Source organism: Vibrio sp. 1874 (assembly GCF_033344395.1).
GTDB lineage: Bacteria > Pseudomonadota > Gammaproteobacteria > Enterobacterales > Vibrionaceae > Vibrio > Vibrio alginolyticus.
This window is the reverse complement of the sequence record NZ_JAWPOR010000023.1, coordinates 1-23,888: the sequence shown is the minus strand read 5'-3', so window position 1 is coordinate 23,888 and position 23,888 is coordinate 1. Positions and strand designations below refer to the sequence as shown.

The following is a 23,888-nucleotide window of genomic DNA, read 5'->3' as shown; positions in this document are numbered from 1 at the left end:
AAATAGCTGTAAAGACCAAAGGCCAGCCTATGCTGGCCTTTTTATTCAGCAAAAACTTGCCTTTCTTGCTTGGTATAGCAAAATACCGCCCTTGATTGTCACGAACGTGGCGATTCACTACGTAAGCATTGCCAAAACGGATTGGAGCAACCGACCCTTTATGTTGTTGATCATCGATAACTACGACTCTTTTACCTACAACCTTTACCAATACTTCTGCGAGCTTGGTGCAGACGTAAAGGTGGTGCGTAACGATGAAATCGATATCCAAGGCATTGAGGCGCTCAACCCAACTCATTTGGTGATCTCGCCAGGGCCATGTACGCCGAACGAAGCAGGTATTTCACTGAAAGCGATAGAACACTTCGCTGGTAAGCTTCCAATATTGGGTGTTTGTCTTGGCCATCAAGCGATAGCGCAAGTGTTTGGGGGCGAAGTGGTACGTGCACGACAAGTGATGCACGGTAAGACCTCACCAATTCGTCACAACGGTCGTAGTGTGTTTAAAAATCTGAATAACCCACTCACGGTAACCCGTTATCACTCTCTTGTGGTGAAAAACGGTACTTTACCCGACGTGTTTGAACTGACTGCATGGACAGAACTGCCTGACGGAAGCATGGATGAAATAATGGGTTACCAACATAAAACCTTGCCAATTGATGCGGTGCAGTTCCACCCAGAATCAATCAAAACTGAGCAAGGTCACGAGTTGCTTGCGAACTTTTTAGCACGCAAAGCGATCTGATCGCGATCACTTTTCTTAACAAATCATTCATCTTTTTGCTGAGGTGAGCGGATTGCAAAACTATGCGATTCTCTCGAGTCTCTTTGTCTATTCATGTCTTTTTAAACCTTCTATCCCCTGTATTACATAACATTTATAAAAAATCCCTTCTCTATTTTACTTTCTTGATGCATAAATAGTCATAAGCAGTGATTAATGGAAGTTACTTTCGAGAACGAAAAGAATAAATCACTATTGAAATGGTTAATTAAATGTAAATACAATGCCGCAATAGCTTAAATGCAAAACATTATTTGCTGGCAAAGAGAGCCGGTTAAATTCGCTTATCTGCTACGCATGCGGTATCAAGAAGGAATGTGCAATGACAACGGAAATTAAAGTAGAGCGCGGTTTATTCGATGAGGTAATGGTACCTTGCTATAACCCGATGGAAATGATCCCTGTTAAAGGTGAAGGTTCACGTGTTTGGGATCAGGAAGGTAATGAATACATCGACTTTGCTGGTGGTATTGCAGTGAGCTGTCTTGGCCATTGTCATCCAGTAATGGTAAACGCACTAACAGAGCAAGCTAACAAGCTTTGGCACTTAAGTAACGTTATGACGAACGAACCAGCCCTTCGTCTGGCGAAAAAGCTAACAGAAGTGAGTTTTGCTGAGCGAGTGTTCTTTGCTAACTCTGGCGCAGAAGCAAACGAAGCCGCTTTGAAGCTGGCACGTCGTTATGCAGCAGACGTTCATGGCACTGAGAAATCTGAAATCATTGCATTCAAACAAGGTTTCCACGGTCGTACATTCTTTACCGTAACGGTTGGTGGCCAAGCGGCATACTCTGACGGTTTCGGTCCTAAGCCAGGCGACGTGACACACCTTCCTTACAACGATATCGAAGCTTTACAAGCACACATGTCTGATCGTACTTGTGCGGTCATGATGGAGCCACTACAAGGTGAAGGCGGCATCGTGCCACCAACGCCTGAGTTCGCTCAAGCGGTTCGCGAGCTGTGTGACAAACACAACGCCTTACTGATCTTCGATGAAGTGCAAACTGGTAATGGCCGAACAGGTAACTTCTACGCTTACCAAGGTTTAGGTATCACGCCAGATATTCTAAGTACTGCGAAATCACTTGGTGGCGGTTTCCCGATCGGTGCAATGCTAACGACAGCAAAATTGGCAGAGCACATGAAAGTGGGCACTCACGGTTCTACATATGGCGGTAACCCACTAGCGTGTGCGGTTGCAGAAGCGGTTGTAAATGAAGTTACTAAGCCAGAGGTGTTGGCTGGCGTGCTAGAACGCGAAGCAATGTTCCGTGAAGGTCTAGAGAAGATCAATGCGAAGTACAACATCTTCTCAGAAGTGCGCGGTCAAGGCCTATTACTTGGCGCTGCACTAAATGAAGAATGGCAAGGCCGTGCGCGTGACGTGCTAGTTGCTGCAGGTAAACAAGGTCTCATGGTATTGGTTGCGGGTGCCAATGTCGTACGTTTCACACCATCACTCGTTATCACACAACAAGAAATTGAAGAAGGCTTGGCGAAACTGGATAAAGCGATTGCGACTTTAGTTTAAGCGCGATATCAGTTTAAACGTCAACGCAGACACCCCCGTCAAGGATCTCTGATGGGGGAATTGTTCCTACAATATAGTTAGGATCTTCTTGCATCTGGAGGGAGTATTGATGCTAGTAGTTCGCCCTATCGCGATGTCGGATTACGACGCACTGCACACTTGTGCGGTGGAGTCTGGTCACGGATTTACATCTCTACCGGTTAACGAAGAACTGTTAACCAATCGAATCAAACATTCAGAGTACAGCTTTGGTAAGCCAGATGTGGCAGAACCAGGCGATGAAGGCTACCTGATGGTTGGCTTTGACTCTGAAACGGGTGAGGTTGCGGGTACCACCGGAATCGAAGCATCTATCGGCTGGGATGTCCCATTTTACTCATATCACATTAGTAAAGTTGTGCACTCGTCGCCAAAGCTTGGCGTTAACAACGTCGTTAAACTGCTTACTTTTGGTAATAACTACACGGGTAACAGCGAAATTTGTACCTTGTTCTTGCGTGAGAAATTCCGCCAAGGTCTGAATGGTCGTCTAATGTCGAAGTGTCGTTTCCTAATGATGGCAGAGCACCCAGAGCGTTTCTCTGAAACGATCTTTGCGGAGATGCGTGGCGTTTCAGACGACGAGGGTAATTCACCATTCTGGCAATGGCTCCAAGAGCATTTCTTCTCTATCGATTTCACGCTTGCAGATTACCTAACAGGTATCGGCAAGAAAGGCTTTATCGCCGACTTGATGCCGAAACTGCCTATTTACATCAATCTGCTCAGCCCAGAAGCGCAAGCCGTGATTGGTCAAGTACATGACAACACGCGTCCAGCGCTGAAGCTGCTTGAGCGTGAAGGTTTTACCAACCGAGGCTACGTCGACATCTTCGACGGTGGTCCAACGGTTGAGTGTGATCTGCGTAATATTGAGTCGGTACGTCATTCATTCCGTGCGCAAGTCAAAATCTCTGAACATTCCAGCACACAAGACTTCTTGATGTGTAATTCATCTTTCGAGAACTTCCGTGCGACAGTCACTAAAGCGGCGTATGACGCAGAAACACAAAGCGTGATGATTGCACCAGACGTTGCGGATGCACTTTCGGTTGAAGAAGGGGATTTCGTTCGCCTTCTTCCGCAGTAACAGACGACAGAATTTAAGGATAGAAACAATGACACATTGGATTGCAGGTGAATGGGTACAAGGTCAGGGTGAAGCATTTACGTCTCTGTCGCCGTACAACCAAGAAGTGATCTGGCAAGGCAAAGGTGCAACGGCAGAGCAGGTGAACCAGGCGGTATCTGCAGCGCGTGAAGCGTTTATTGACTGGAAAAAGCGCCCATTTTCAGAGCGTGAGGCAATCGTGTTGGCTTTTGCGGAGAAAGTAAAAGAGAACAGCGAAAAAATCGCCGAAGTCATTGCCAAAGAAACTGGTAAGCCAATTTGGGAAACGCGCACTGAAGCTGCAGCCATGGCAGGTAAAATTGCCATTTCGATTCGCGCTTATCATGACCGCACTGGTGAGGCGAGCCGTGAAGCAGCAGGCAACCAAATCGTATTGCGCCACCGCCCATTGGGCGTGATGGCGGTGTTTGGTCCTTACAACTTCCCAGGCCACCTACCAAATGGTCACATTGTGCCTGCGCTACTGGCTGGTAACACGGTAGTCTTCAAACCGTCTGAGCAAACGCCATGGACGGGTGAATTGGCAATGAAGCTATGGGAAGAAGCCGGTCTACCGAAAGGCGTGATTAACCTTGTTCAAGGCGCGAAAGAAACTGGTATCGCGCTCGCTGACGCAAAAGGCATCGATGGCGTACTGTTTACGGGTAGCGCAAATACGGGGCATGTATTACACCGTCAATTTGCGGGTCAACCGGGCAAGATGCTCGCACTAGAAATGGGTGGTAATAACCCGATGGTGATCTCTGATAAATATGGTGATTTGGATGCCACGGTTTATACCATCATCCAGTCAGCGTTTATCAGTGCTGGGCAGCGTTGTACGTGTGCTCGTCGTTTGTATGTGCCATTGGGTGAAAAAGGCGATGCGCTTATCACCAAGCTCGTTGAAGCGACACGCAATATTCGCGTAGACCAACCATTTGCAGAACCTGCGCCATTTATGGGACCGCAAATTTCGGTCGCGGCAGCCAAGTTTATTCTTGATGCACAAGCTAATCTACAGTCTCTTGGCGGTGAAAGCTTGATTGAAGCGAAAGCAGGAGAGGCGGCGTTTGTTTCTCCTGGCATCATTGATGTAACGAACATTGCTGAGTTACCAGATGAAGAATACTTCGGCCCACTTCTGCAAGTGGTGCGTTACGAAGGGTTAGACAAAGCCGTGGCGCTAGCAAACGATACGCGCTTTGGCTTATCTGCTGGTTTGGTCTCAACCGACGACCAAGAATGGGAATACTTCGTTGACCACATTCGTGCAGGTATCGTGAACCGTAACCGCCAGCTCACTGGTGCAAGCGGTGATGCGCCATTTGGTGGTCCGGGGGCGTCGGGTAACTTGCGCCCAAGCGCTTACTACGCAGCAGATTACTGTGCGTACCCAATGGCATCAATGGAAGGTCAAGAGACTGTCTTGCCTGCAACATTGAGTCCAGGTGTAGCGCTATAAGTTTTAATAATAGAGTCGCAACTATGCATTGCGGCTCACCTTGCCGGCGCATCATTTAGGTATGGGTTGTAGTGATCGTTGGCAGAACACGAAAAGTGAGCAAAGACTCGGAAAAGCGTGTTGACTGACTGGCATTTACCGTCACAGGTTGATGGTTGCTCGTTCATTATTCTGGACAACTTTTGTTGTGAACGAGCAGCCAACTTCCGCTTACCTTTAAACTCTACATCTCGTAACAAGGAGTCGTTATGACGCCCGATGTGTTATTTGAATCGCTATGGCAAGATTACATTCAACGTCTTTGCCCTTCGGCTGCTAAAGTGCATCAGCTGCTTCAAGAAGATGAGCCTCTGATTAATGATCATATAGCTTTACGTACCTTCAATATCGCGCCTCTTGGTATTGAAACTCTAGCTAAGCCATTTGTAGCTATTGGTTACAAGGCGTGTGGTGATTACGTTTTCGAAAGCAAAAAGCTGGTTGCTAAGCACTATGAGCACCCAGATCCGAAGCAACCTAAAGTCTTTATTAGTGAGCTAAAAGTTGAAGAGTGCTCGTCTGAGCTACAAGAGATTGTGAAAAATTTGGTGGCACAAGTCGATGCTGACAAGCTGAACGATAGCGCATTCTTACATGGTGGACGCTTGTGGGATTTAAGCTTTGCTGATTACCAAACGTTGGCTAAAGAAAGTGAGTACGCATCTTGGCTTGCGGCGCATGGTTACGGAGCAAACCACTTCACGGTGAGCGTTAACCAGCTCAATGAATATGAAGAAGTGAAGCAGGTAAACGATCATCTGCGTACCGCTGGGTTTACCATTAATGAAAATGGTGGTGAAGTGAAGGGCACTCCTGAGGTGTTGCTAGAACAGTCATCGACCATGGCAGATAAAGTAGCGGTTCGTTTTAGCGAAGGCACTGAAATTATCCCTGGCGGGTTTTATGAATTTGCTAAGCGCTATCCGATGGAAAATGGTGATTTGTACCCAGGTTTCGTGGCCGCTTCAGCTGACAAAATCTTTGAAAGTACGAATAGCTAAGTTTTAGGGTTAACCTGTTAAGCTTACTCATTAGTGTTCGCTGCACCCTATCTCATTTGGTCATGAGCAAATAAAAAGCCACCAATGTTTCCATTGGTGGCTTTTATAATTTTGTTCGTGTCACTCTAGTTTGAGATTAACGAGTACCGTAAACCACGATGGTTTTACCGTGAGCAGAGATTAGGTTCTGCTCTTCTAGCATCTTCAAAATACGACCTACTGTCTCACGAGAACAGCCAACAATTTGACCGATTTCTTGACGAGTGATCTTGATTTGCATGCCGTCTGGGTGAGTCATTGCGTCTGGTTGTTTTGCAAGGTTCAGAAGCGTCTGAGCGATACGACCAGTTACGTCTAGGAACGCCAGGTCACCCACTTTTTGGCTAGTTACTTGAAGACGACGAGCCATCTGCGCAGAAAGACGCATTAGGATGTCTGGGTTTACTTGGATAAGCTGACGGAACTTCTTGAAAGAAATTTCAGCAACTTCACAAGGAGATTTAGCACGAACCCAAGCTGTGCGCTCTTGGTCTTCCTCGAATAGACCAAGTTCACCAATAAAGTCTCCTTGGTTTAGGTAAGAAAGGATCATCTCCTTACCTTCTTCGTCTTTGATAAGAACCGCAACAGAACCTTTAACGATGTAGTACAAAGTTTCTGCCTTTTCGCCCGCGTGAATTAGCGTGCTCTTTGAAGGGTACTTATGAATATGACAGTGTGAAAGAAACCACTCTAATGTTGGGTCGGTTTGAGGTTTACCTAGAACCATAATATCTCACTTCCTCTGCAGGGTACGCTTGCGCTATCCATATTTTAGCTAAGCCTGAATTAGGCCTACTAGAATAAGAGCACTTTTTATATGCTGCAAGCTCTCTTGTGTTTCGGTAAGAAATAGTATCCTTTTTCGAAAACGATTTCTTGATTTTAATCGTGCCATGATTGAGATTTTGTAAGCAAAACTGTGCACATGATCACGGTATGAAAAGTAAACATCTTCGCAGGCAGGTTTTTAGCCAATTTTCCCTGTTTCGATGAGCTGTTGTAGGATAGGCCGAACTATGAGCTCCATTGCAAAGCTCATCTTACCGCCGGGTACGACAATCGTGTTGTGGCGTGACATGAATGAGCCATCAATCATGGCCAGCAGATATGGGAAGTCGACATTCTTGATACCGCGTAGGCGAATCACCACAAAACTCTCATCCAAACTAGGGATGCCTTTTGCATTAAGTGGGTTGGAAGTATCAACGGTCGGTACGCGCTGGAAGTTGATGTGAGTACGAGAAAACTGCGGAGTGATATAGTTGAGGTAATCGTCCATGGATCGCACGATTGAGTCCATTACCGCTTCACGCGAATGGCCGCGATCGCGAGTGTCGCGTACGAATTTTTGTATCCACTCTAAGTTCACAATCGGCACCATGCCAATTAAGAAATCCACATGTTGAGCAACATTAACATCGCCATCGACCACGCCACCATGTAACCCTTCATAAAACAGAACGTCGCTGTTTTCGGGTAAGTCTTGCCACGGTGTAAACGTGCCTGGCATTTGATTGTAGGGAACCGCTTCGTCAAACGTGTGCAGATAACGGCGCACGCTGCCAGTGCCGTCATGCCCGAACTTACGGAAAAACTCTTCTAATCCCGGGAAGTCATTAGCTTGTGGGCCAAAGTAGCTAATGTGTCGACCTTGCTCGCGGGCTTTGCGGATTTCGATGTCCATTTCTGGGCGAGTAAAGCGATGGAAGCTATCGCCTTCAACCCATGCGGGTTTAACGTTCATCATATTGAACATTTTACGGAAGGCTTCAGATGTAGTGGTCGTGCCGGCACCGGACGAACCAGTAACCGCAATAATTGGGTGTTTAGCTGACATGACAAACCTTGTCGAAAATTACTTACCTGTAATGTGCAGTAGAGTTACTACTGCACGGTCGATATCCCACTATAGCACGTAACAATACCTTGTCATCGAGTGGGATACGGTAAAATGTGAAGGGTCTAAAATTTTGTTTTATGCTGAATATCGACGGTTTCGTGTAGCTCAGAGAACACGATAACCGCTTCACCTTTTTCCAATTGAGCTTTAACTTGATCAATTTTGTCATGCAAAGAAACCTCGACGGTTCCGTAATCCGTTCCTTCGCGTAAGACGAATTCACGAATTAAGTTTTCCAATGTTTCCGGCGCAATGTCTTGCCATGGAATGATCATAAATACCTCTAACTTTTATGATGAGCGGCTAGTTTACTGCGTTCGTTGCTTGGATACAGCAGAAAGGTAATCTGCGGCGATACTTTCGTAATACGCGGGCAGCGCTTCCTCCAACCAAAACTTAGGTTTTAACGCTGTTCCTGTCAGGAAGCCAACATGGCCACCGTGCTCAAAGAGACGGTAATCAATATTATCTGGCAGAACAAACTTCGGTATCACATCATCGGTCATGAACGGATCGTCTTTGGCATGGATGATCAGTGTGGGTAGCGTGATTTGCTGTAGTTTACTTAAGCCAGAGCATTGGTCGTAATAATCTTGTGCGTCTTTAAAGCCATGCAATGGTGCGGTAATCAAATCATCGAATTCATACAGCCGTGTGACACGTTTGATTGAGTTGTAGGACAGCGCCAGCTCGCCATGCAGTAGATGATGCTTTTGTAACGCGTTACGTTTCAGTGAAGAAAGCAGATAACGGCGATACACTTTTGAAAAGCCTTGTTCTATACGGTTCGCACACGCCGCTAGGTCTAAAGGCGCTGAGATAATAGTCGCTGCATTCAAAATAGGGTGGTCTTTATATTGGGCTAAATAATTCGCCAACATGTTACCGCCAAGAGAAATACCAACCGCAACCTTGGGGTTATCAGGAAAGCGTTGCTCAAGGTGCTCTAAGAAGTGGCGGGCGTCAGTCACTTCACCAGAATGATAGGCGCGAGCTTTCTTGTTTGGCTTACCGCTACAACCGCGGAAATGCATCATCACCGACAGCCATCCAGATTGAGCAAATGCATTCATTAGCCCATTGGCATAAGGGCTATAGAAGCACCCCTCTAATCCATGAAATAAAACAAAAATCGGCTTTTTTTGTGCAGGCTCTTGGGTTGGGTCCTCGCTCCACGCGAGATCGAGAAAGTCGCCATCGGATGTATCGAGGGTTTGCCAAATCGGCGTAAACAACGCTTTTTTGCGAATAAAACGCGGCAAAAGCGTTTGGAGATGCGGGTTTTTGATCCCGGCGGCTGCGAAAAATTGTGTCATACCTAACTGCTCTTATGCGGTCCTTCGGTGTCCGTTGAAGAACTTATTAATATAATCCTTTATAAAGATTATAGGTATTCTACAGATTTATGGGCGTTTTGGTGGTTGAATGTTTGGCACCGGAATAGCAAAGGCTTGCTGCAAATGTTCCCCACCGAGTTGACGACAGTATCTCAACGTCAGTGGGTCATCATCATTTTTGAGTAGTGCAAGTGAGTTAATGCAGTCCACCAAATCCGCTTGTTGCTGCTTTTCTAGTTGCAGCTCAAACTGCAAGGTCTCACGATACAAAGCGTCATTGACTTGAGACTTAAGGTGGCGACGAAGGTCGCGAAAGGAGTGAAGTAAAGTTTCGCTCCTACCTAGACAGTCTTGCACCAAGGGCCAGTCTTTTTCTTGGAAAATGAGTTGCTGCTCATCGAGCCATCTGAGCAGCAGGAGTAGGTTCACGTTGCCGTGATAATTGTTCTGCAATGATAAACACGCTTCTTTCACTTCTCGCACACCATAAAACTGCAGACTGAACTGCCAAAGGTGTTCTAGGGTGAGTGTGTATTCAGCGTGTTGATTACTCATTGATTAAACTCTAGCTCCATCTGCTCCAGTTCTTCCTGAGCAGACATCCATTCCATTTCAATTTCTTCGAGCTCAGCTTTACTGGAAGCTTGAAGTGCCAGCACTTGGTTAAGTTTAGCTTTATTTTCGGCCGCATACAGTGAGTTGTCCGCCAATTGTTCTTCAGCTTCGGCCAGTGCAGCACCTAACTTATCCATTTTATTTTCTAGTTGTGTCAGCGTTTTGCGAATTGGCGCTGTCTGTTTTCGAAACTCTGCATCGCGACGTTTTTGCTCTTTCTTCGCAGCTGCGCTGTTGGCCGTATCTTTGCTTGGCTGCGCAGCCTGCGCTTCTTTGCGTTCCGCTCTTTGTTGTTCGGTTAACCATTTATAATAGTCATTTAAGTCACCGTCGAACGGAGCAACTTGTCTATCATGCACTAAATACAAGTCATCGGTCGTAGCGCGCAGTAAATAGCGGTCGTGCGAAACAATCACCATCGCACCTTCGAATGTTTGCAGTGCCATCGTCAATGCTTGGCGCATGTCCAAGTCTAAGTGGTTGGTCGGTTCATCAAGTAGCAACAGGTTTGGCTTTTGCCACACAATTAAAGCCAATACCAAACGGGCTTTTTCGCCACCAGAAAACGGCGCAACTTTTTCTAGTGCTTTGTCACCTTGGAAGCCAAAGCTACCTAGGTAATCACGTAGCTGCTGTTCGGTTTGATCGGGTGCGATTTGCATCATGTGTTGCAGCGGCGTTTCTTCAGGATGAAGCGTTTCTAACTGGTGCTGAGCGAAGTAACCAATTTTCACGCCTTGTGAGTAAGTTAGGTCACCACCTTGCGCGTTAAGTTCACCAGAGAGCAGCTTGATTAAGGTCGATTTACCCGCACCATTACGGCCGAGTAAACCAATACGACTGCCAGGAACCAAGTTCAAGCGGATCTTCTCTAAGATGAGGTTGTCACCGTAACCTGCAGATACTTCATCCATCATCATGATTGGGTTTGGCAGCGCAGCTGGCTCACGGAATTGGAAGCTAAATGGGTTATCGAATTGAGCTGGCAGTACTTTTTCCATGCGCTCCAAAGCTTTGATACGGCTTTGGGCTTGGCGTGCTTTTGATGCTTTGTAACGGAAGCGGTCGATGTAGCTTTGCATGTGCGACATCTGCTTCTGTTGCTTTTCAAACATCGCTTGTTGTAACACCATCTTTTGTGCGCGTTGGTTTTCGAATGACGAGTAGTTACCCGTGTATTCGTTCAGCTGCTGATTCTCGATGTGAATGATGCGACCAACGATTGGATCAAGGAAGTCTCGGTCGTGCGAGATCAGAATCAGCGTGCCAGGGTAGTTTTGTAGCCAACGCTCTAACCACATTACCGCGTCCAAATCCAAGTGGTTGGTTGGCTCATCGAGTAGCAATAAGTCAGAACGACACAATAGCGCTTGAGCCAAGTTAAGACGCATACGCCAACCACCCGAGAATTGGGTCAAACTCCAACTCATTTGCTCTTGGCTGAACCCTAAACCATCGAGCAGTTCTGCCGCGCGAGCGCGAATGCTGTAACCACCAATGGTTTCAATTTTACCGTGTATCTCGGCAACTAGGGTTCCGTTGTCTTGTGTTTCTGCTTCAGCTAACTGCTTTTCGAGAGCGCGGTATTCGCGATCACCATCAATGACGTATTCCAGTGCAGTGCGCTCTAGCGCAGGCGTTTCCTGTGCGACCCAGGCCAACTCCCAATGTTGAGGTTGGCTAAATGAGCCTGCATCAATTGACAGTTCATCTTTCAGTAGGGCAAACAGCGTTGATTTACCGCAGCCGTTTTTGCCCACAAGACCGACTTTATCGCCAGGGTGAATAGTCGCAGAAGCTTGGTCTAAAAGAGGTTTACCGCCACGCAGTAACTGAATATCAGAGAAGGTAATCATAAAGTTTTCATTCACTTTGCGCAGTGCGCGTTGCTTGGTTACATAGCGAAGTGGTTTCAATCGTTTTTAAAGCCACTTGGGTATATATCTAGCGGTGAATAGTAGGGGTATTGACCGGAAAAGTCGATTGATTCGCTTTAATTGCATTATGCTGTACAAAAAAGTATAACAATTTGATAACGGATAAAAATAACCACAAGGACGACCATTTGGCTGTTGCACCGTCTATTCTCCCAAAAGTTCTGGTCATTTATGCTCATCCAGAGCCACATAACTCGATTGCCAATCAAGTGATGATAAAAAAAGCTCAGTCGCTTGATCACGTCACTGTGCACGATCTTTACGGTGTTTACCCTGATTTCTTTATTGATGTGAATTACGAACATGAGTTGTTGCTCGCTCACGATGTGATCGTATTTCACCACCCACTTTATATGTATTCATGTCCAGCCCTATTAAAAGAGTGGCTAGACCGAGTGTTAGGTAAAGGCTTTGCGTTTGGCGGAGGTGCGGCGCTAGAAGGAAAATACTGGCGCAGTGTCATTACAACAGGTGGTAAAGAAGAAGCCTTCAGCGCGAAGGGGTACAACAAATACCCACTTGAGCAAATCTTGCAACCGTTTGAACTGACGGCAGCCCTATGCCAAATGCACTGGATTGAACCACTGGTGTTGTATTGGTCAAGAAATGTTTCAGATATTGAACGCTACGAACATGCCGAGTTATACCGTGGATGGCTGAGTAACCCACTTGAAAACTGGCAAGCGGCAGATCGAGGAGGTCAGTATGGCGATCACCAGTGAGTTTCTTCAAAGCAGTGTGGTCTTTCTTTCGGCTGCGGTTATTGCGGTGCCGATTGCTCAGCGCCTTGGGCTTGGCTCGGTTTTAGGTTATTTACTCGCTGGTGTGTTGATTGGCCCATGGGGGCTTGGCTTAATTAGCGACGTTGATGCCATTTTGCATTTTGCCGAGCTTGGGGTTGTGTTGTTACTGTTTTTGATAGGGCTGGAATTAAACCCTAAAAAATTGTGGCAGATGCGAGGGCCGATTTTAGGTTTAGGCGGTGCGCAGGTTGTGGTCACGACCGCCGTGATTGGTAGTGTCGTCAGTATGTTTGGCGTAAGCATGCAAGTGAGTTTGGTGATCGGGATGGGGTTGGCGCTGTCCTCGACGGCGATTGCGCTTAAAGTCATTGAAGAGCAAGGGCTTAATGGTACCGAAACGGGGCAATCTGGTTTTGCGGTGCTGCTCTTTCAAGATATTGCAGTGATCCCGATGCTGGCGATGTTGCCCTTGCTAGCAGGCGGGCATAGTGGTGGAAGTTGGTTGGATGTCTTCACTATTTTAGGCAGTGTGGTAGCACTGTTGATTGGTGGTCACTTTTTACTACGTCCGCTATTTCGTTTTGTCGTGATGAGCGGCGTTCGTGAGCTCTTTACCGTTGCTGCACTTTTAGTCGTGCTTGGCATTTCGGTCGTGATGCAAAAGCTCGGCCTTTCGATGGCATTGGGGACTTTTTTAGCAGGCGTTTTGCTTGCAGAGAGTGAGTATCGCCATGAGCTGGAAATCGCTATCGAGCCATTTAAAGGTCTGTTGTTGGGGTTATTCTTTATTGCGGTGGGCATGGCGGTAAACTTGGGGTTATTGGCATTACACCCTTTAGAGATTCTCGGTGCGGTGGTGGCTTTGGTCGTGGTTAAGGGTTTGGTTTTGTATGCATTGGCGAGAGCTGCCCGTGTCGGAGCCAAAGCGAGAAGCCGTATGGCTGCAATTTTGAGCCAAGGCGGTGAGTTTGCCTTTGTCATATTTACCGCGGCGAGCCAAGAGGGCATTTTGTCCAAAGAGCAAGTGGCGTTTCTGTTGGTGGTGGTCAGTCTATCCATGGTGACGACTCCTCTTTTGCTGATGGGACAAAAGAAGTGGTTTGCTCATACCCTGAATCAAGAAGAAGAGGGCATGACCACGAAAGTCGTGGATCGCCGACCACGCGTTATCATTGCAGGCTTTGGACGTTTCGGTCAGATCGTCGGACGTTTAATGTATGCCAATAAAATCAAAGTGACAGTATTAGAAAGTGATGCCAGCCAAATCCACCTATTACGTAAGTATGGTTACAAAGTGTTTTATGGCGATGCTACACAAATTGACCTATTGAGGGCTGCTGGCGCTGATAAAGCGGAAGCATTGATTATTTGTACTGATTCACCTGATGAGGTGATGGCTATCGTGGACATTTGTCGCGTGCACTTCCCGAAACTTAAGTTGTTAGCCCGAGCAAGAAGCCGTGTCGAGGCTTACCAGTTAATGAGTCATGGTGTAGAGAATTACTCTCGTGAAACATTTTTAGGGGCGCTAGATCTCGGTCGCCAAGCGCTCGTAGAACTGGGTATGCATCCTTATCAAGCAAAGCGGGCAGAAGCACATTTTCGCAAGTTGGATAATGCTATGCTTAAGGACTTATTGCCTCAACACAATGAAGATAAGAAATTAGCTCAAAGGGCGAAAGAGGCACGCAAAGAGCTAGAAGAAATATTTGGTCGTGAAATGGAGAGCGACCATCAGTCACCTAATCATTGGAAGTAGTACTTGAGCCAAGACTCAGCTAAGGAAATAGCGTGAAAATCAAGAAACGTTTTATTGCCGGCGCTAGCTGCCCAAATTGCAGCCAGCAAGATACCCTGCGCTGGTGGATTGAAAATAACATCGAGTTAGTTGAGTGTGTCGAGTGTGAGTTTACAGAGCAGCGTAAACCACAATCTGTAGAGAAAAATAAACACTCAGATCAGGAAATGATCGGAATTTTTAAGCCGGAGTAATTGAACTTCGATAATTGATCCCCATAATACACCCAGATATCTCAGTACTTAACCCCATTCAGGTTAAGTCAATTAATCTCCCTGGAGTTAGTATGAAAATTGAAAAGAACGTTGTTGCAAGCCTTGCATACAAAGTAATGATGGAAGACGGTGTCGTTGTTGATCAATCAACAGCAGAAGCACCTCTAGATTACCTTCACGGTCACAACAACCTAATCACAGGTCTTGAAAAAGAACTTGAAGGTAAAGTGGCTGGCGACAAGTTCTCAGTAACGGTAGCTCCTGAAGAAGCTTACGGTGAGCACAACGATGCGCTAGTACAGCGCGTTCCTGCGGACGTGTTCCAAGGCGTTGAGCAAATCGAAGTGGGCATGCGCTTCCTAGCTGACACTGACCAAGGTCCAATCCCTGTTGAAGTAACAGAAGTTGACGGCAACGAAGTGGTTGTTGACGGTAACCATATGTTAGCTGGTCAAACACTAACTTTCGAAGTAGAAGTTATGTCTACACGTGAAGCAACAGCAGAAGAGATCGAACACGGTCACATCCATCAAGGTGGTGGCTGTTGTGGTGGTCACGATCATGACCACGATCACGAAGAAGAAGGCGGCTGCTGTGGCGGCGGTAGCTGTGGTTCTCACTAATCATAAGCGCCTTCACTAGATAATCTTATCTAGCAAAGCTTTGAAAAGCGCAAGTTGAGTTTTCAACTTGCGCTTTTTGTTTATCTAAGGTGTAGTGCCAACCATACAAGGAATAACAGTTGGACAAAGCGATGACGAAACCTTTCTCGATTGCCATTCATGGCGGTGCAGGCACCATCTTGCGTGAACAGATGAGCGATGAGCTGCAACAATCCATCTTGGCGGATTTAGAAGCTGCGGTAAAAGCGGGAGATCAAATTCTAGAAACGGGCGGTGAAGCCTTAGATGCCGTCGTAGCGGCAGTGAAAGTATTGGAAGACTCTCCTAACTTTAATGCGGGTAAAGGCTCAGTGCTGACCAACAACGAAATGGTAGAAATGGACGCTTCTGTGATGGATGGGCGAAACCTTGCAGCAGGTGCGGTCGCTGGGGTTCGTCATATCAGAAACCCAATTGAGCTCGCTCGTGACGTGATGCGAAACAGCAATCATGTGTTGTTGGTGGGTGAGGGCGCAGAGAAGTTTGCTTTTGAGCAAGGTCATGAGTATACCGAGCAAGATTACTTCTTTACTGATCGCCGTTATGAGCAGTTACTGTCTATGCGTGAGAAAGGACTGTTTGCTTTGTCGGAATCTCGTTACCCAGATGACCGTAAGCACGGTACGGTTGGTGCGGTGGCATTGGACCAACAAGGCAACTTAGCCGCTGCCACCAGTACGGGTGGCGTGACGAATAAGAAATACAACCGAGTCGGAGATTCTGCTCTTATTGGTTGTGGTACGGTGGCCGAAAATGGCGTCGTGGCAGTTTCCACTACGGGTGTCGGCGAGTTCTTTATTCGTAAACGTGTTGCGGAAGACGTTGCAGCACGTATGCGTTACTTACAAGAAGATATTCATACGGCTTGTGAACACATTATCCAAGGTGATCTCAAACAGATGGGCGGAGAGGGCGGTTTGATTGCCATTGATGCTAAAGGTGAGATGCACTTTGCGATGAACAGTTCTGGCATGTACCGAGCAGGCATTAATACGCAAGGCGAGCTGAGCGTTAAAATCTACGCCGACGAATAGCTTCCTCTTGAGTACCTTCTTAAGTAATTAATACAACAAAGCCCAGAACATGTTCTGGGCTTTATGCTATTTGAGCCTGCATTTTAATAATGCGGTGGTGGGGTTTCTTCTGACGGATCGGCTAAATTCGACGAGTCCATATTTTTTACTTTACCTACCACATATTTCATCTGATCGAGCATCTTGGTAATTTGCAGTTGTTGCTGCGATAAAGCTCCGTTCAGATCTTCAATAGTCTGTTCTTGGAACGCAAGCTGACATTCTAAGTCATTAATGCGTGCTTCCAATTGCTGAATGATTTTTTCTGTCATGATCCGTTCTCTAACTGCCAAGCTTGGGCAATACCTGCTGAAGTAGCAGTAATTACGCGTTGTTTTGAATCAAAGGCTGCATCATACACGACCGCACGGGGAGGGCGAGTGTCTTTTTTGGGCTCCACTTCAAATCCACTCATTCGTTTTCCGGTTTGAGTATCCCATATCGACACACGGCCAGAAGGGCTTCCTGTGACTAGTTGAGTCCCGTCGTCAGAAAATCGTGCGGTAGAGAAAATTAATTGGCGTGACCAACTGCTCAACTGTGTGACTTCTTGTCCAGTTTTTAAATTCCAAACAATCGCTTGGTTTCCGCCATCAGATGTCATTGCTAATTTTCCATCTCTTTGCAGGGCCACGCGAACAATTCGTTGTTCATGTTCGAAGGTTCGTAGTACTTGTCCGGTTTCGGTATCCCACAGATACGCTTTATAGTCATTACCTCCGGTTAGGGCGAAGCGACCATTAGGAGAAATGGCCACGGAATTGACTTTTTCACGATGCGCAAGGAACTCCATGCGACGCCCGGTGACTAAGTTGACATAAATTGCTTTACCGTTGGATAACCCAAGCAGAACTTGTTCACCATTACTGGTGATATCAACGTCGCGAATGAGCGCATCAGAGATAGACCAAAGGCCTTCGGATTGCGTCCAGCCTAGGTCCCAAACTGCGAAGTTCATTTGGCTTGCTGTAATTGCGTAGCGACCATTGTCAGATATGCTGATATGGGAAACCACATTGGCATCGGCATCGAGTTCACCCAGGTTGGCTAGTTGTTCATTTTGCTCTAGGTCCCACAACATCAAATGACGTTGTTGAGAATAGAGCAGAGCAAACCGTCCATCTCTGCTAAGTGCGAAGCTCGTCGCACCTTGAGGTTCTATCGGCCAACGCTGCACTTCACGCTCGGCGAAAAAGCAACCATTTAACGTGGTGATGACAATTAAATATAGGAATAAATGAAAAATTCTTTGCATCACATCTAATAATCCGGTTTGTGTCTTAAGACATATAGCTAGTATATTGGTATAACGATTGTCTTCACTAGTCTCATAGAAGATTTGTGCACAACAACCAATGGCAGAGCCATTATTGGGAGAATTTAATGAAATCAGTTTTAAAAGTGTCGCTACTTGCTGCAACAGTTATGCTAGCGGTAGGTTGTCAGAAAGAAGAAACTAAAACAGAAACCGCACCTCAAGCAGAACAAGTTCAAGCAGAAACCGGTAAAGCGGTTCACTTTAAAACCGACGACGACAAAGCGGCATACGCAATCGGTGTTTCATTTGCTAACTACCTAAGCACAAGCATCGACAAGCCAAGCGAAATCGGCATTAATCTTAACAAAGATTTGGTACTAAAAGGTATCGAAGACGTCTTCAAAGGCAATGCTGAATTGAATGAAGAAGAAACACGTGCAGCACTAGAATCTCTAGACAAGCGTGTTGCAGAAAAGATGCAAGCACAAGCGGCTGAGAAAGCAGCTGAAGCGAAAAAAGCTGGCGATGATTTCCGAGCTGAGTTTGAGAAGCAAGAAGGCGTAGTGAAGACAGATACAGGTCTTCTATACCAAGTAATGACACCAGCTGAAGGTGAGAAGCCAAAAGACACTGATACGGTTCAAGTACACTACAAAGGTACTCTGATCGACGGTACTCAGTTCGACAGCTCATACGATCGTGGTGAACCTGCAACGTTCCCACTTAACCGTGTAATCCCAGGTTGGACAGAGGGTGTTCAGCTAATGCCTGTGGGTTCTAAATTCAAATTCGTTATCCCGCCAGAGCTAGCATACGGTGACCAAGACACACCAAGCATTCCTGCTAACTCAACGCTAGTATTTGAAGTTGAGCTGCTAAAAGTTGAGAACGACAACGCAGAGCAATAACAATAAGCTGCGATAAGTTATTGAAAAAGGTCCGTTTAACGGGCCTTTTTTGTTCTAGGTCACTAGTTGGTGAGTTTGCTAGGTTGCTTTTCAAATTTTCTGATAAACTTACACCAATTTGTTGATTTTTCGCTCGAAGGCTTATGACAACTACAGAAACAATAAACGCGGAGATGTTGCTCGAAATGGAATCCGTTAACGTGATGCCGTTTACCGAGCACGACAAAATCATTTTAAGATCTTATGAGGCGGTCGTGGATGGTATCGCCAGCCTGATAGGTCCATTTTGTGAAATCGTTCTTCACTCTCTAGAAGACTTAAATACCTCTGCAATTAAAATCGCTAACGGTGAAAACACGGGGCGCCAAGTCGGCTCACCAATCACTGATTTAGCGCTTAAGATGCTAAAAGACATCGAAGGCTCGGAGCGCAACTTCTCACGTTCGTACTTTACCCGTGCAAAAGGTGGCGTGTTGATGAAGTCGATTACTGTCGCCATTCGTAATGGCGAAAATCGCGTGATTGGTTTGTTGTGTATCAACGTCAACTTGGATGCGCCTTTCTCGCAAGTTCTTCAGTCTTTCATGCCGACGCAAGAAGCGAAAGAAGCGGCTTCCTCGGTCAACTTTGCTAGTGACGTAGAAGAGCTGGTGGACCAAACTGTTGAACGCACCATCGAAGAGATCAATGCGGATAAATCCGTGTCTAACAACACCAAAAATCGCCAGATCGTGATGGAGTTGTACGACAAAGGTATCTTCGATATTAAAGATGCCATCAACCGTGTCGCGGATCGCCTTAATATTTCAAAACACACCGTTTACTTGTACATTCGTCAACGTAAAACCGAGGATGATGAAAGGTGAGTAAACTGACTTACACGTTAGTGGTGAATGGTCCCGTTTATGGCAGCCAGTCAGCGCGCAGTGCTTATCAGTTCGCCAAAGCGGTGATAGAGCAAGGCCATCAGCTAGTGAGCGTCTTCTTTTATCAAGATGGTGTGACTAATGGTACTGCTTTGAGTGTGCCAGCCAACGATGAATTTGATCTCAATAAGGCGTGGCAGTCTTTGGCTAAAGAGCATGGTGTTCGCCTAGAAACTTGTGTCGCGGCCGCTTTGCGTCGCGGGATTGTAAGTGAAGAAGAAGCGAATCAACATGGTTTGGTTCAGAACAATCTAGCCGATGGTTTTGAACAAGCAGGCTTAGGTAGCCTAGCTGAAGCGATGTTAACCCAAGACAGAGTGGTACAGTTTTGAGTCAGTTAACTTATCTATTTCGTAGTGCGCCACATGGCTGTGCAGCTGGTCGTGAAGGTGTGGATGCACTGTTAGCCGCGTCGGCTTACTGTGAAGATATCAGCGTCATTTTCATGGGTGACGGGGTATACCAGCTTCTACTCGGGCAAGACCCCAACAATATTTTGAGTAAAGATTACGCGCCGATGTTAAAGCTTTTCGATTTATACGACATCGAACAAGTCTTTGTGTGTTCAGAGTCGTTAACCCAGCGAGGTTTGGCGCAAGCGGATTTAGTCATTGAAGCCCAAGCGTTAAGCTCAGAACAGCTCAAAGATAAGTTACAACACGCTGGCAAGCTACTGTCTTTTTGAGGAAGTTATGTTACACATCATAAAAACAGTCTCTGCTCTAGAAGACGCCATGCCCTTATGCAGTGAACAGGATAACATCTTACTTATAGAAGATGCAGTGTACGCTGCTAACTCGCAACATAAAGCATTTTCCCATCTAAAAAACCGCAGCGTATTTGTGTTAGAGAGCGATGCGCAAGCTCGCGGTATTGCAAATCGTATCAGTCCATCGCTGACGATTGTGAATTACTCAGGCTTCGTTGAACTAACAGCAAAACAGGATAAATCCCTAACTTGGGATTGAACAAGATTTGCTGTCGACAAAGCTTTACGGATGAATTGTTCTAATTGAACAAAAAAGATCCGTATATTTCTTGACACACCTCTCACTGCTGCATAGAATTTTGCGTCCCTAACTGCATTGGCAGTTGGGGATAGATTTTTCACAAAGCTTACTTTCAAGTAAATCAGGAGCTAGTTAATGGCAACTATTAACCAGTTGGTACGTAAGCCACGTGCAAAGCAAGTTGTTAAAAGCAACGTGCCTGCACTAGAAGCGTGCCCACAAAAACGTGGTGTATGTACTCGTGTTTACACTACTACACCTAAAAAACCTAACTCAGCACTTCGTAAAGTTTGTCGTGTACGTCTGACAAACGGCTTCGAAGTTACATCGTACATCGGCGGTGAAGGTCACAACCTTCAAGAGCACTCAGTTGTTCTAATCCGTGGTGGTCGTGTTAAAGACCTTCCAGGTGTGCGTTACCACACTGTTCGCGGCGCACTAGACTGTGCTGGCGTAAATGACCGTAAACAAGGTCGTTCTAAGTACGGTGTGAAGCGTCCTAAGTCTTAATGGATTCCGTTAAGTAAGGCCAAACACTAAATTATTTTTAATTTTTTGAAAAAACTGAAAAGTTTTGGATAAAACCTGAAGAAGACAACGGAGATAAATCCATGCCACGTCGTCGCGTCATTGGTCAGCGTAAGATCCTTCCAGATCCAAAATTCAAATCTGAATTGCTGGCAAAATTCGTTAACATCCTAATGGTTGACGGTAAAAAATCTACTGCAGAGAAAATCGTTTACACTGCACTAGATGCTATGGCTGAAAAGTCTGGTAAAGACCACTTAGCTATTTTTGAAGAAGCTCTTGAAAACGTTCGCCCAGCGGTAGAGGTTAAATCTCGCCGTGTTGGTGGTTCAACTTACCAAGTACCTGTAGAAGTACGTCCGGTTCGCCGTAACGCACTTGCTATGCGTTGGTTGGTTGAAGCTGCGCGCAAGCGTGGTGAAAAATCTATGGCTCAACGCCTAGCTGCTGAAATGCTAGACGCGTCTGAGAACAAAGGTACTGCGGTTAAGAAACGTGAAGACGTTCACCGCATGGCTGACGCAAACAAAGCGTTCGCTCATTACCGTTGGTAATACCTTCTGTGCTGCGAGGTTCTCTCGCAGCACTTTTCTATACTCTAAGGTACACCTTAGTAAGAGGATACAATCGTGGCTCGTAAAACTCCTATTGAGCTATACCGTAATATCGGTATCTGTGCTCACGTAGATGCAGGAAAAACAACCACAACTGAGCGTATTCTGTTCTACACTGGCCTTTCTCACAAAATCGGCGAAGTTCACGATGGTGCAGCAACCATGGACTGGATGGAGCAGGAGCAGGAGCGTGGTATCACTATCACATCCGCTGCGACTACTACATTCTGGCGTGGTATGGAAGCACAGTTCCCTGAGCATCGCGTAAACATCATTGATACCCCTGGACACGTTGACTTTACTATCGAAGTAGAGCGTTCTCTTCGTGTACTTGATGGTGCTGTGGTTGTGTTCTGTGGCTCATCTGGTGTTGAACCTCAGTCTGAAACTGTATGGCGTCAAGCAGACAAATACCACGTTCCACGTTTGGTATTTGTAAACAAGATGGACCGTGCGGGCGCAGACTTCCTACGCGTTGTGAACCAAATTAAGAATCGTCTTGGTGCGACTCCTGTTCCAATCCAGCTGAACGTTGGTGCGGAAGATGAGTTCAGAGGTGTCATCGACCTTATCAAGATGAAAATGATCAACTGGAATGATGCCGATCAAGGCACTTCGTTTACTTACGAAGACATCCCAGCTGACATGATTGAACTTGCTGAAGAGTGGCGCAACCACATGGTTGAATCCGCTGCTGAAGCTAGCGAAGAGCTGATGGACAAGTACCTTGAAGAAGGTGAATTGACTGAAGCTGAGCTCAAACAAGCTCTACGTACTCGCACACTAAATAACGAAATCGTACTGGCTACTTGTGGTAGTGCGTTTAAGAACAAAGGTGTTCAAGCGGTACTGGATGCAGTAGTTGAGTTCTTGCCATCGCCTGTTGACGTACCTGCAATTAAAGGTGTCGACGAAAGAGAAAATGAAGTTGAGCGTCATGCTGACGACAACGAACCTTTCTCAGCGCTAGCGTTTAAGATTGCGACTGACCCATTCGTGGGCACGCTAACTTTCATGCGTGTTTACTCCGGTGTTGTAAACTCGGGTGACGCTGTTTACAACTCAGTAAAAGAGAAGAAAGAGCGTTTCGGTCGTATCGTTCAGATGCATGCGAATAAGCGTGAAGAAGTGAAAGAAGTTCGCGCTGGTGATATTGCAGCTGCTATCGGTCTGAAAGACGTAACAACAGGTGACACACTGTGTGATCAGAACCACAAAGTGATTCTAGAGCGCATGGAGTTCCCTGAACCAGTTATTCAGATTGCTGTAGAGCCTCGTTCTAAGGCAGACCAAGAGAAAATGGCTATCGCGCTAGGTAAACTAGCAGCGGAAGATCCATCATTCCGCGTGGAAACGGACGACGAATCAGGTCAGACTCTGATCTCAGGTATGGGTGAACTTCACCTAGACATTATCGTTGATCGTATGAAGCGTGAATTCAGCGTTGATTGTAACGTTGGTAAACCTCAGGTTGCTTACCGTGAAACCATTCGTGGTAAAGCGGAAGTTGAAGGTAAGTTTGTTCGTCAATCAGGTGGTCGTGGTCAATACGGTCATGTTTGGGTCAAACTTGAGCCTTCTGAGCCTGGTGAAGGTTTCGTATTCGTAGACGAAATCGTGGGCGGTGTGATTCCTAAGGAATACATCAGTTCGGTATCGAAAGGTATCGAAGAGCAAATGAATAGTGGTGTTCTAGCGGGTTACCCTGTACTAGATATTAAAGCTACACTATTTGATGGTTCTTACCACGATGTAGACTCAAGCGAGATGGCGTTTAAGATCGCTGGCTCGATGGCATTCAAGAAAGGTGCACTAGAAGCACAACCTGTGATTCTAGAACCTATGATGAATGTCGAAGTAACCACTCCGGAAGACTGGATGGGTGACGTTGTTGGTGACCTAAACCGTCGTCGCGGTATCATTGAAGGCATGGACGAAGGTGTGGCTGGTCTTAAGATCATCCGTGCTCAAGTACCACTATCCGAAATGTTCGGTTACGCAACTGATCTACGTTCTGCAACTCAAGGCCGTGCGTCTTACTCTATGGAGTTTCACGAGTACGCTGAAGTGCCGAAAAACTTCGCAGATAAAATTATTGCAGAGCGTGGTTACTAATTGACGATTGAACTGCAAAAAGTTTACGACTTTTTGCGAGATCAGGGCGTCCAAATATTGCGCTAACGGGCGTTGGCGCATAAAATAACAATTTCTGGCGCGTCGTCGATCAATAATGATCACGACGAATCATAACTAGGAAGGAACACGATCGTGTCTAAAGAAAAATTTGAACGTACGAAACCGCACGTTAACGTTGGTACTATCGGCCACGTTGACCACGGTAAAACA

Annotated in this window: 26 protein-coding genes; 18 read left to right on the top strand and 8 right to left on the bottom strand. The window is 46.3% G+C overall.

The features are described 5' to 3' along the window. The first annotated feature begins 160 nt into the window (after positions 1–160). The 5 genes from R8N46_RS22520 to R8N46_RS22500 all read left to right on the top strand — a co-directional run bounded on the left by R8N46_RS22520 (position 161) and on the right by R8N46_RS22500 (position 5,976). Positions 161–748: an aminodeoxychorismate/anthranilate synthase component II gene (locus tag R8N46_RS22520; protein ID WP_053303043.1), complete on the top strand. Its 588-nt coding sequence runs from the start codon at positions 161–163 to the stop codon at positions 746–748. A gap of 361 nt (positions 749–1,109) precedes the next feature. Further along, the gene (locus R8N46_RS22515; RefSeq protein WP_005381420.1) at positions 1,110–2,321 is read left to right on the top strand and encodes an aspartate aminotransferase family protein; all 1,212 of its coding nucleotides are present in this window, start codon (positions 1,110–1,112) and stop codon (positions 2,319–2,321) included. Between the two features lie 109 nt (positions 2,322–2,430). After that, positions 2,431–3,450 (top strand): arginine N-succinyltransferase, encoded by a 1,020-nt coding sequence (gene astA, locus R8N46_RS22510; protein WP_005381422.1) that lies wholly within the window; start codon positions 2,431–2,433, stop codon positions 3,448–3,450. A 28-nt stretch (positions 3,451–3,478) separates the two neighbouring features. Further along, positions 3,479–4,936: a succinylglutamate-semialdehyde dehydrogenase gene (astD, locus tag R8N46_RS22505; protein ID WP_005381424.1), complete on the top strand. Its 1,458-nt coding sequence runs from the start codon at positions 3,479–3,481 to the stop codon at positions 4,934–4,936. 248 nt (positions 4,937–5,184) lie between these two features. Next, the gene (locus R8N46_RS22500; RefSeq protein ID WP_053350708.1) at positions 5,185–5,976 is read left to right on the top strand and encodes a DUF1338 domain-containing protein; all 792 of its coding nucleotides are present in this window, start codon (positions 5,185–5,187) and stop codon (positions 5,974–5,976) included. A 136-nt stretch (positions 5,977–6,112) separates the two neighbouring features. Here the strand turns inward: R8N46_RS22500 and crp are convergent, their stop codons facing one another. The 6 genes from crp to R8N46_RS22470 all read right to left on the bottom strand — a co-directional run bounded on the left by crp (position 6,113) and on the right by R8N46_RS22470 (position 11,726). Then, positions 6,113–6,745 (bottom strand): cAMP-activated global transcriptional regulator CRP, encoded by a 633-nt coding sequence (crp, locus tag R8N46_RS22495; RefSeq protein ID WP_005381432.1) that lies wholly within the window; start codon positions 6,743–6,745, stop codon positions 6,113–6,115. A 240-nt stretch (positions 6,746–6,985) separates the two neighbouring features. After that, positions 6,986–7,855: a phosphoribulokinase gene (locus R8N46_RS22490; protein WP_005381434.1), complete on the bottom strand. Its 870-nt coding sequence runs from the start codon at positions 7,853–7,855 to the stop codon at positions 6,986–6,988. 125 nt (positions 7,856–7,980) lie between these two features. Next, positions 7,981–8,193, bottom strand: a complete 213-nt coding sequence (locus tag R8N46_RS22485; RefSeq protein ID WP_005381436.1) for a YheU family protein — start codon at positions 8,191–8,193, stop codon at positions 7,981–7,983. 33 nt (positions 8,194–8,226) lie between these two features. Continuing rightward, entirely contained in the window at positions 8,227–9,234 is a 1,008-nt protein-coding gene (locus R8N46_RS22480) for a hydrolase (protein WP_017633737.1), read from the bottom strand. 87 nt (positions 9,235–9,321) lie between these two features. Beyond that, positions 9,322–9,810 carry a TIGR02444 family protein gene (locus R8N46_RS22475; protein WP_017633738.1) on the bottom strand — a complete coding sequence of 163 codons (489 nt, stop codon included), beginning with the start codon at positions 9,808–9,810 and terminating at the stop codon, positions 9,322–9,324. Beyond that, positions 9,807–11,726 (bottom strand): ABC transporter ATP-binding protein, encoded by a 1,920-nt coding sequence (locus R8N46_RS22470; protein ID WP_085570108.1) that lies wholly within the window; start codon positions 11,724–11,726, stop codon positions 9,807–9,809. The genes R8N46_RS22475 and R8N46_RS22470 overlap by 4 nt, the downstream gene beginning before the upstream one ends. 209 nt (positions 11,727–11,935) lie before the next feature. On the opposite strand from R8N46_RS22470, the gene kefG reads away from it, so the two are divergent. The 5 genes from kefG (at position 11,936) to R8N46_RS22445 (ending at position 16,259) form a co-directional block, all read left to right on the top strand. Next, positions 11,936–12,529, top strand: coding sequence for a glutathione-regulated potassium-efflux system ancillary protein KefG (kefG, locus tag R8N46_RS22465; RefSeq protein WP_005381444.1), 594 nt, complete (start codon positions 11,936–11,938; stop codon positions 12,527–12,529). Beyond that, positions 12,513–14,309, top strand: coding sequence for a glutathione-regulated potassium-efflux system protein KefB (kefB, locus tag R8N46_RS22460; RefSeq protein WP_017633740.1), 1,797 nt, complete (start codon positions 12,513–12,515; stop codon positions 14,307–14,309). Before kefG ends, kefB begins: the two co-directional genes overlap by 17 nt. 32 nt (positions 14,310–14,341) lie before the next feature. Further along, positions 14,342–14,542, top strand: a complete 201-nt coding sequence (locus R8N46_RS22455) for a YheV family putative zinc ribbon protein (RefSeq protein ID WP_005381449.1) — start codon at positions 14,342–14,344, stop codon at positions 14,540–14,542. 92 nt (positions 14,543–14,634) lie between these two features. Then, positions 14,635–15,186 (top strand): peptidylprolyl isomerase, encoded by a 552-nt coding sequence (slyD, locus tag R8N46_RS22450; protein WP_005381451.1) that lies wholly within the window; start codon positions 14,635–14,637, stop codon positions 15,184–15,186. 131 nt (positions 15,187–15,317) lie between these two features. Continuing rightward, a complete protein-coding gene (locus tag R8N46_RS22445) occupies positions 15,318–16,259 on the top strand; it encodes an isoaspartyl peptidase/L-asparaginase family protein (protein ID WP_115386342.1) in 942 nt (313 codons plus the stop codon). Positions 16,260–16,342: 83 nt separating this feature from the next. On the opposite strand, the gene R8N46_RS22440 is transcribed toward R8N46_RS22445, so the two are convergent. After that, positions 16,343–16,570 carry a SlyX family protein gene (locus R8N46_RS22440; RefSeq protein WP_005381455.1) on the bottom strand — a complete coding sequence of 76 codons (228 nt, stop codon included), beginning with the start codon at positions 16,568–16,570 and terminating at the stop codon, positions 16,343–16,345. Then, positions 16,567–17,553, bottom strand: coding sequence for a WD40 repeat domain-containing protein (locus R8N46_RS22435; protein WP_115386341.1), 987 nt, complete (start codon positions 17,551–17,553; stop codon positions 16,567–16,569). The genes R8N46_RS22440 and R8N46_RS22435 overlap by 4 nt, the downstream gene beginning before the upstream one ends. 128 nt (positions 17,554–17,681) lie before the next feature. On the opposite strand from R8N46_RS22435, the gene fkpA reads away from it, so the two are divergent. The 8 genes from fkpA (at position 17,682) to fusA (ending at position 23,657) form a co-directional block, all read left to right on the top strand. After that, entirely contained in the window at positions 17,682–18,464 is a 783-nt protein-coding gene (fkpA, locus tag R8N46_RS22430; protein WP_017821751.1) for an FKBP-type peptidyl-prolyl cis-trans isomerase, read from the top strand. A 143-nt stretch (positions 18,465–18,607) separates the two neighbouring features. Continuing rightward, positions 18,608–19,330 carry a transcriptional regulator gene (locus tag R8N46_RS22425; protein WP_005382804.1) on the top strand — a complete coding sequence of 241 codons (723 nt, stop codon included), beginning with the start codon at positions 18,608–18,610 and terminating at the stop codon, positions 19,328–19,330. Next, on the top strand, positions 19,327–19,722 hold the full coding sequence (tusD, locus tag R8N46_RS22420) for a sulfurtransferase complex subunit TusD (protein WP_017821752.1): 396 nt from the start codon (positions 19,327–19,329) through the stop codon (positions 19,720–19,722). Before R8N46_RS22425 ends, tusD begins: the two co-directional genes overlap by 4 nt. Beyond that, positions 19,719–20,075: a sulfurtransferase complex subunit TusC gene (tusC, locus tag R8N46_RS22415; protein WP_054702275.1), complete on the top strand. Its 357-nt coding sequence runs from the start codon at positions 19,719–19,721 to the stop codon at positions 20,073–20,075. The genes tusD and tusC overlap by 4 nt, the downstream gene beginning before the upstream one ends. A 7-nt stretch (positions 20,076–20,082) precedes the next feature. After that, positions 20,083–20,358 (top strand): sulfurtransferase complex subunit TusB, encoded by a 276-nt coding sequence (gene tusB / locus R8N46_RS22410; protein ID WP_115386340.1) that lies wholly within the window; start codon positions 20,083–20,085, stop codon positions 20,356–20,358. Positions 20,359–20,535: 177 nt separating this feature from the next. Then, positions 20,536–20,910 (top strand): 30S ribosomal protein S12, encoded by a 375-nt coding sequence (rpsL, locus tag R8N46_RS22405; protein WP_004399892.1) that lies wholly within the window; start codon positions 20,536–20,538, stop codon positions 20,908–20,910. 101 nt (positions 20,911–21,011) lie between these two features. Next, positions 21,012–21,482 carry a 30S ribosomal protein S7 gene (gene rpsG / locus R8N46_RS22400; protein ID WP_005382796.1) on the top strand — a complete coding sequence of 157 codons (471 nt, stop codon included), beginning with the start codon at positions 21,012–21,014 and terminating at the stop codon, positions 21,480–21,482. Between the two features lie 75 nt (positions 21,483–21,557). After that, a complete protein-coding gene (gene fusA, locus R8N46_RS22395) occupies positions 21,558–23,657 on the top strand; it encodes an elongation factor G (protein WP_005382794.1) in 2,100 nt (699 codons plus the stop codon). Positions 23,658–23,888 lie beyond the last annotated feature (231 nt).

What these genes read in the sequence shown, in the direction of transcription:
- R8N46_RS22515 (WP_005381420.1), top strand. Translation starts at nt 1,110, where the DNA reads ATGACAACGGAAATTAAAGTAGAGCGCGGTTTATTCGATGAGGTAATG.
- R8N46_RS22490 (WP_005381434.1), bottom strand. Translation starts at nt 7,855, where the DNA reads ATGTCAGCTAAACACCCAATTATTGCGGTTACTGGTTCGTCCGGTGCC.
- R8N46_RS22445 (WP_115386342.1), top strand. Translation starts at nt 15,318, where the DNA reads ATGACGAAACCTTTCTCGATTGCCATTCATGGCGGTGCAGGCACCATC.
- R8N46_RS22425 (WP_005382804.1), top strand. Translation starts at nt 18,608, where the DNA reads ATGACAACTACAGAAACAATAAACGCGGAGATGTTGCTCGAAATGGAA.
- R8N46_RS22485 (WP_005381436.1), bottom strand. Translation starts at nt 8,193, where the DNA reads ATGATCATTCCATGGCAAGACATTGCGCCGGAAACATTGGAAAACTTA.
- R8N46_RS22480 (WP_017633737.1), bottom strand. Translation starts at nt 9,234, where the DNA reads ATGACACAATTTTTCGCAGCCGCCGGGATCAAAAACCCGCATCTCCAA.
- R8N46_RS22475 (WP_017633738.1), bottom strand. Translation starts at nt 9,810, where the DNA reads ATGAGTAATCAACACGCTGAATACACACTCACCCTAGAACACCTTTGG.
- tusB (WP_115386340.1), top strand. Translation starts at nt 20,083, where the DNA reads ATGTTACACATCATAAAAACAGTCTCTGCTCTAGAAGACGCCATGCCC.
- astA (WP_005381422.1), top strand. Translation starts at nt 2,431, where the DNA reads ATGCTAGTAGTTCGCCCTATCGCGATGTCGGATTACGACGCACTGCAC.
- R8N46_RS22470 (WP_085570108.1), bottom strand. Translation starts at nt 11,726, where the DNA reads ATGATTACCTTCTCTGATATTCAGTTACTGCGTGGCGGTAAACCTCTT.
- fkpA (WP_017821751.1), top strand. Translation starts at nt 17,682, where the DNA reads ATGAAATCAGTTTTAAAAGTGTCGCTACTTGCTGCAACAGTTATGCTA.
- R8N46_RS22440 (WP_005381455.1), bottom strand. Translation starts at nt 16,570, where the DNA reads ATGACAGAAAAAATCATTCAGCAATTGGAAGCACGCATTAATGACTTA.
- astD (WP_005381424.1), top strand. Translation starts at nt 3,479, where the DNA reads ATGACACATTGGATTGCAGGTGAATGGGTACAAGGTCAGGGTGAAGCA.
- R8N46_RS22500 (WP_053350708.1), top strand. Translation starts at nt 5,185, where the DNA reads ATGACGCCCGATGTGTTATTTGAATCGCTATGGCAAGATTACATTCAA.
- rpsG (WP_005382796.1), top strand. Translation starts at nt 21,012, where the DNA reads ATGCCACGTCGTCGCGTCATTGGTCAGCGTAAGATCCTTCCAGATCCA.
- crp (WP_005381432.1), bottom strand. Translation starts at nt 6,745, where the DNA reads ATGGTTCTAGGTAAACCTCAAACCGACCCAACATTAGAGTGGTTTCTT.
- R8N46_RS22520 (WP_053303043.1), top strand. Translation starts at nt 161, where the DNA reads ATGTTGTTGATCATCGATAACTACGACTCTTTTACCTACAACCTTTAC.
- slyD (WP_005381451.1), top strand. Translation starts at nt 14,635, where the DNA reads ATGAAAATTGAAAAGAACGTTGTTGCAAGCCTTGCATACAAAGTAATG.
- rpsL (WP_004399892.1), top strand. Translation starts at nt 20,536, where the DNA reads ATGGCAACTATTAACCAGTTGGTACGTAAGCCACGTGCAAAGCAAGTT.
- kefB (WP_017633740.1), top strand. Translation starts at nt 12,513, where the DNA reads ATGGCGATCACCAGTGAGTTTCTTCAAAGCAGTGTGGTCTTTCTTTCG.
- R8N46_RS22435 (WP_115386341.1), bottom strand. Translation starts at nt 17,553, where the DNA reads ATGCAAAGAATTTTTCATTTATTCCTATATTTAATTGTCATCACCACG.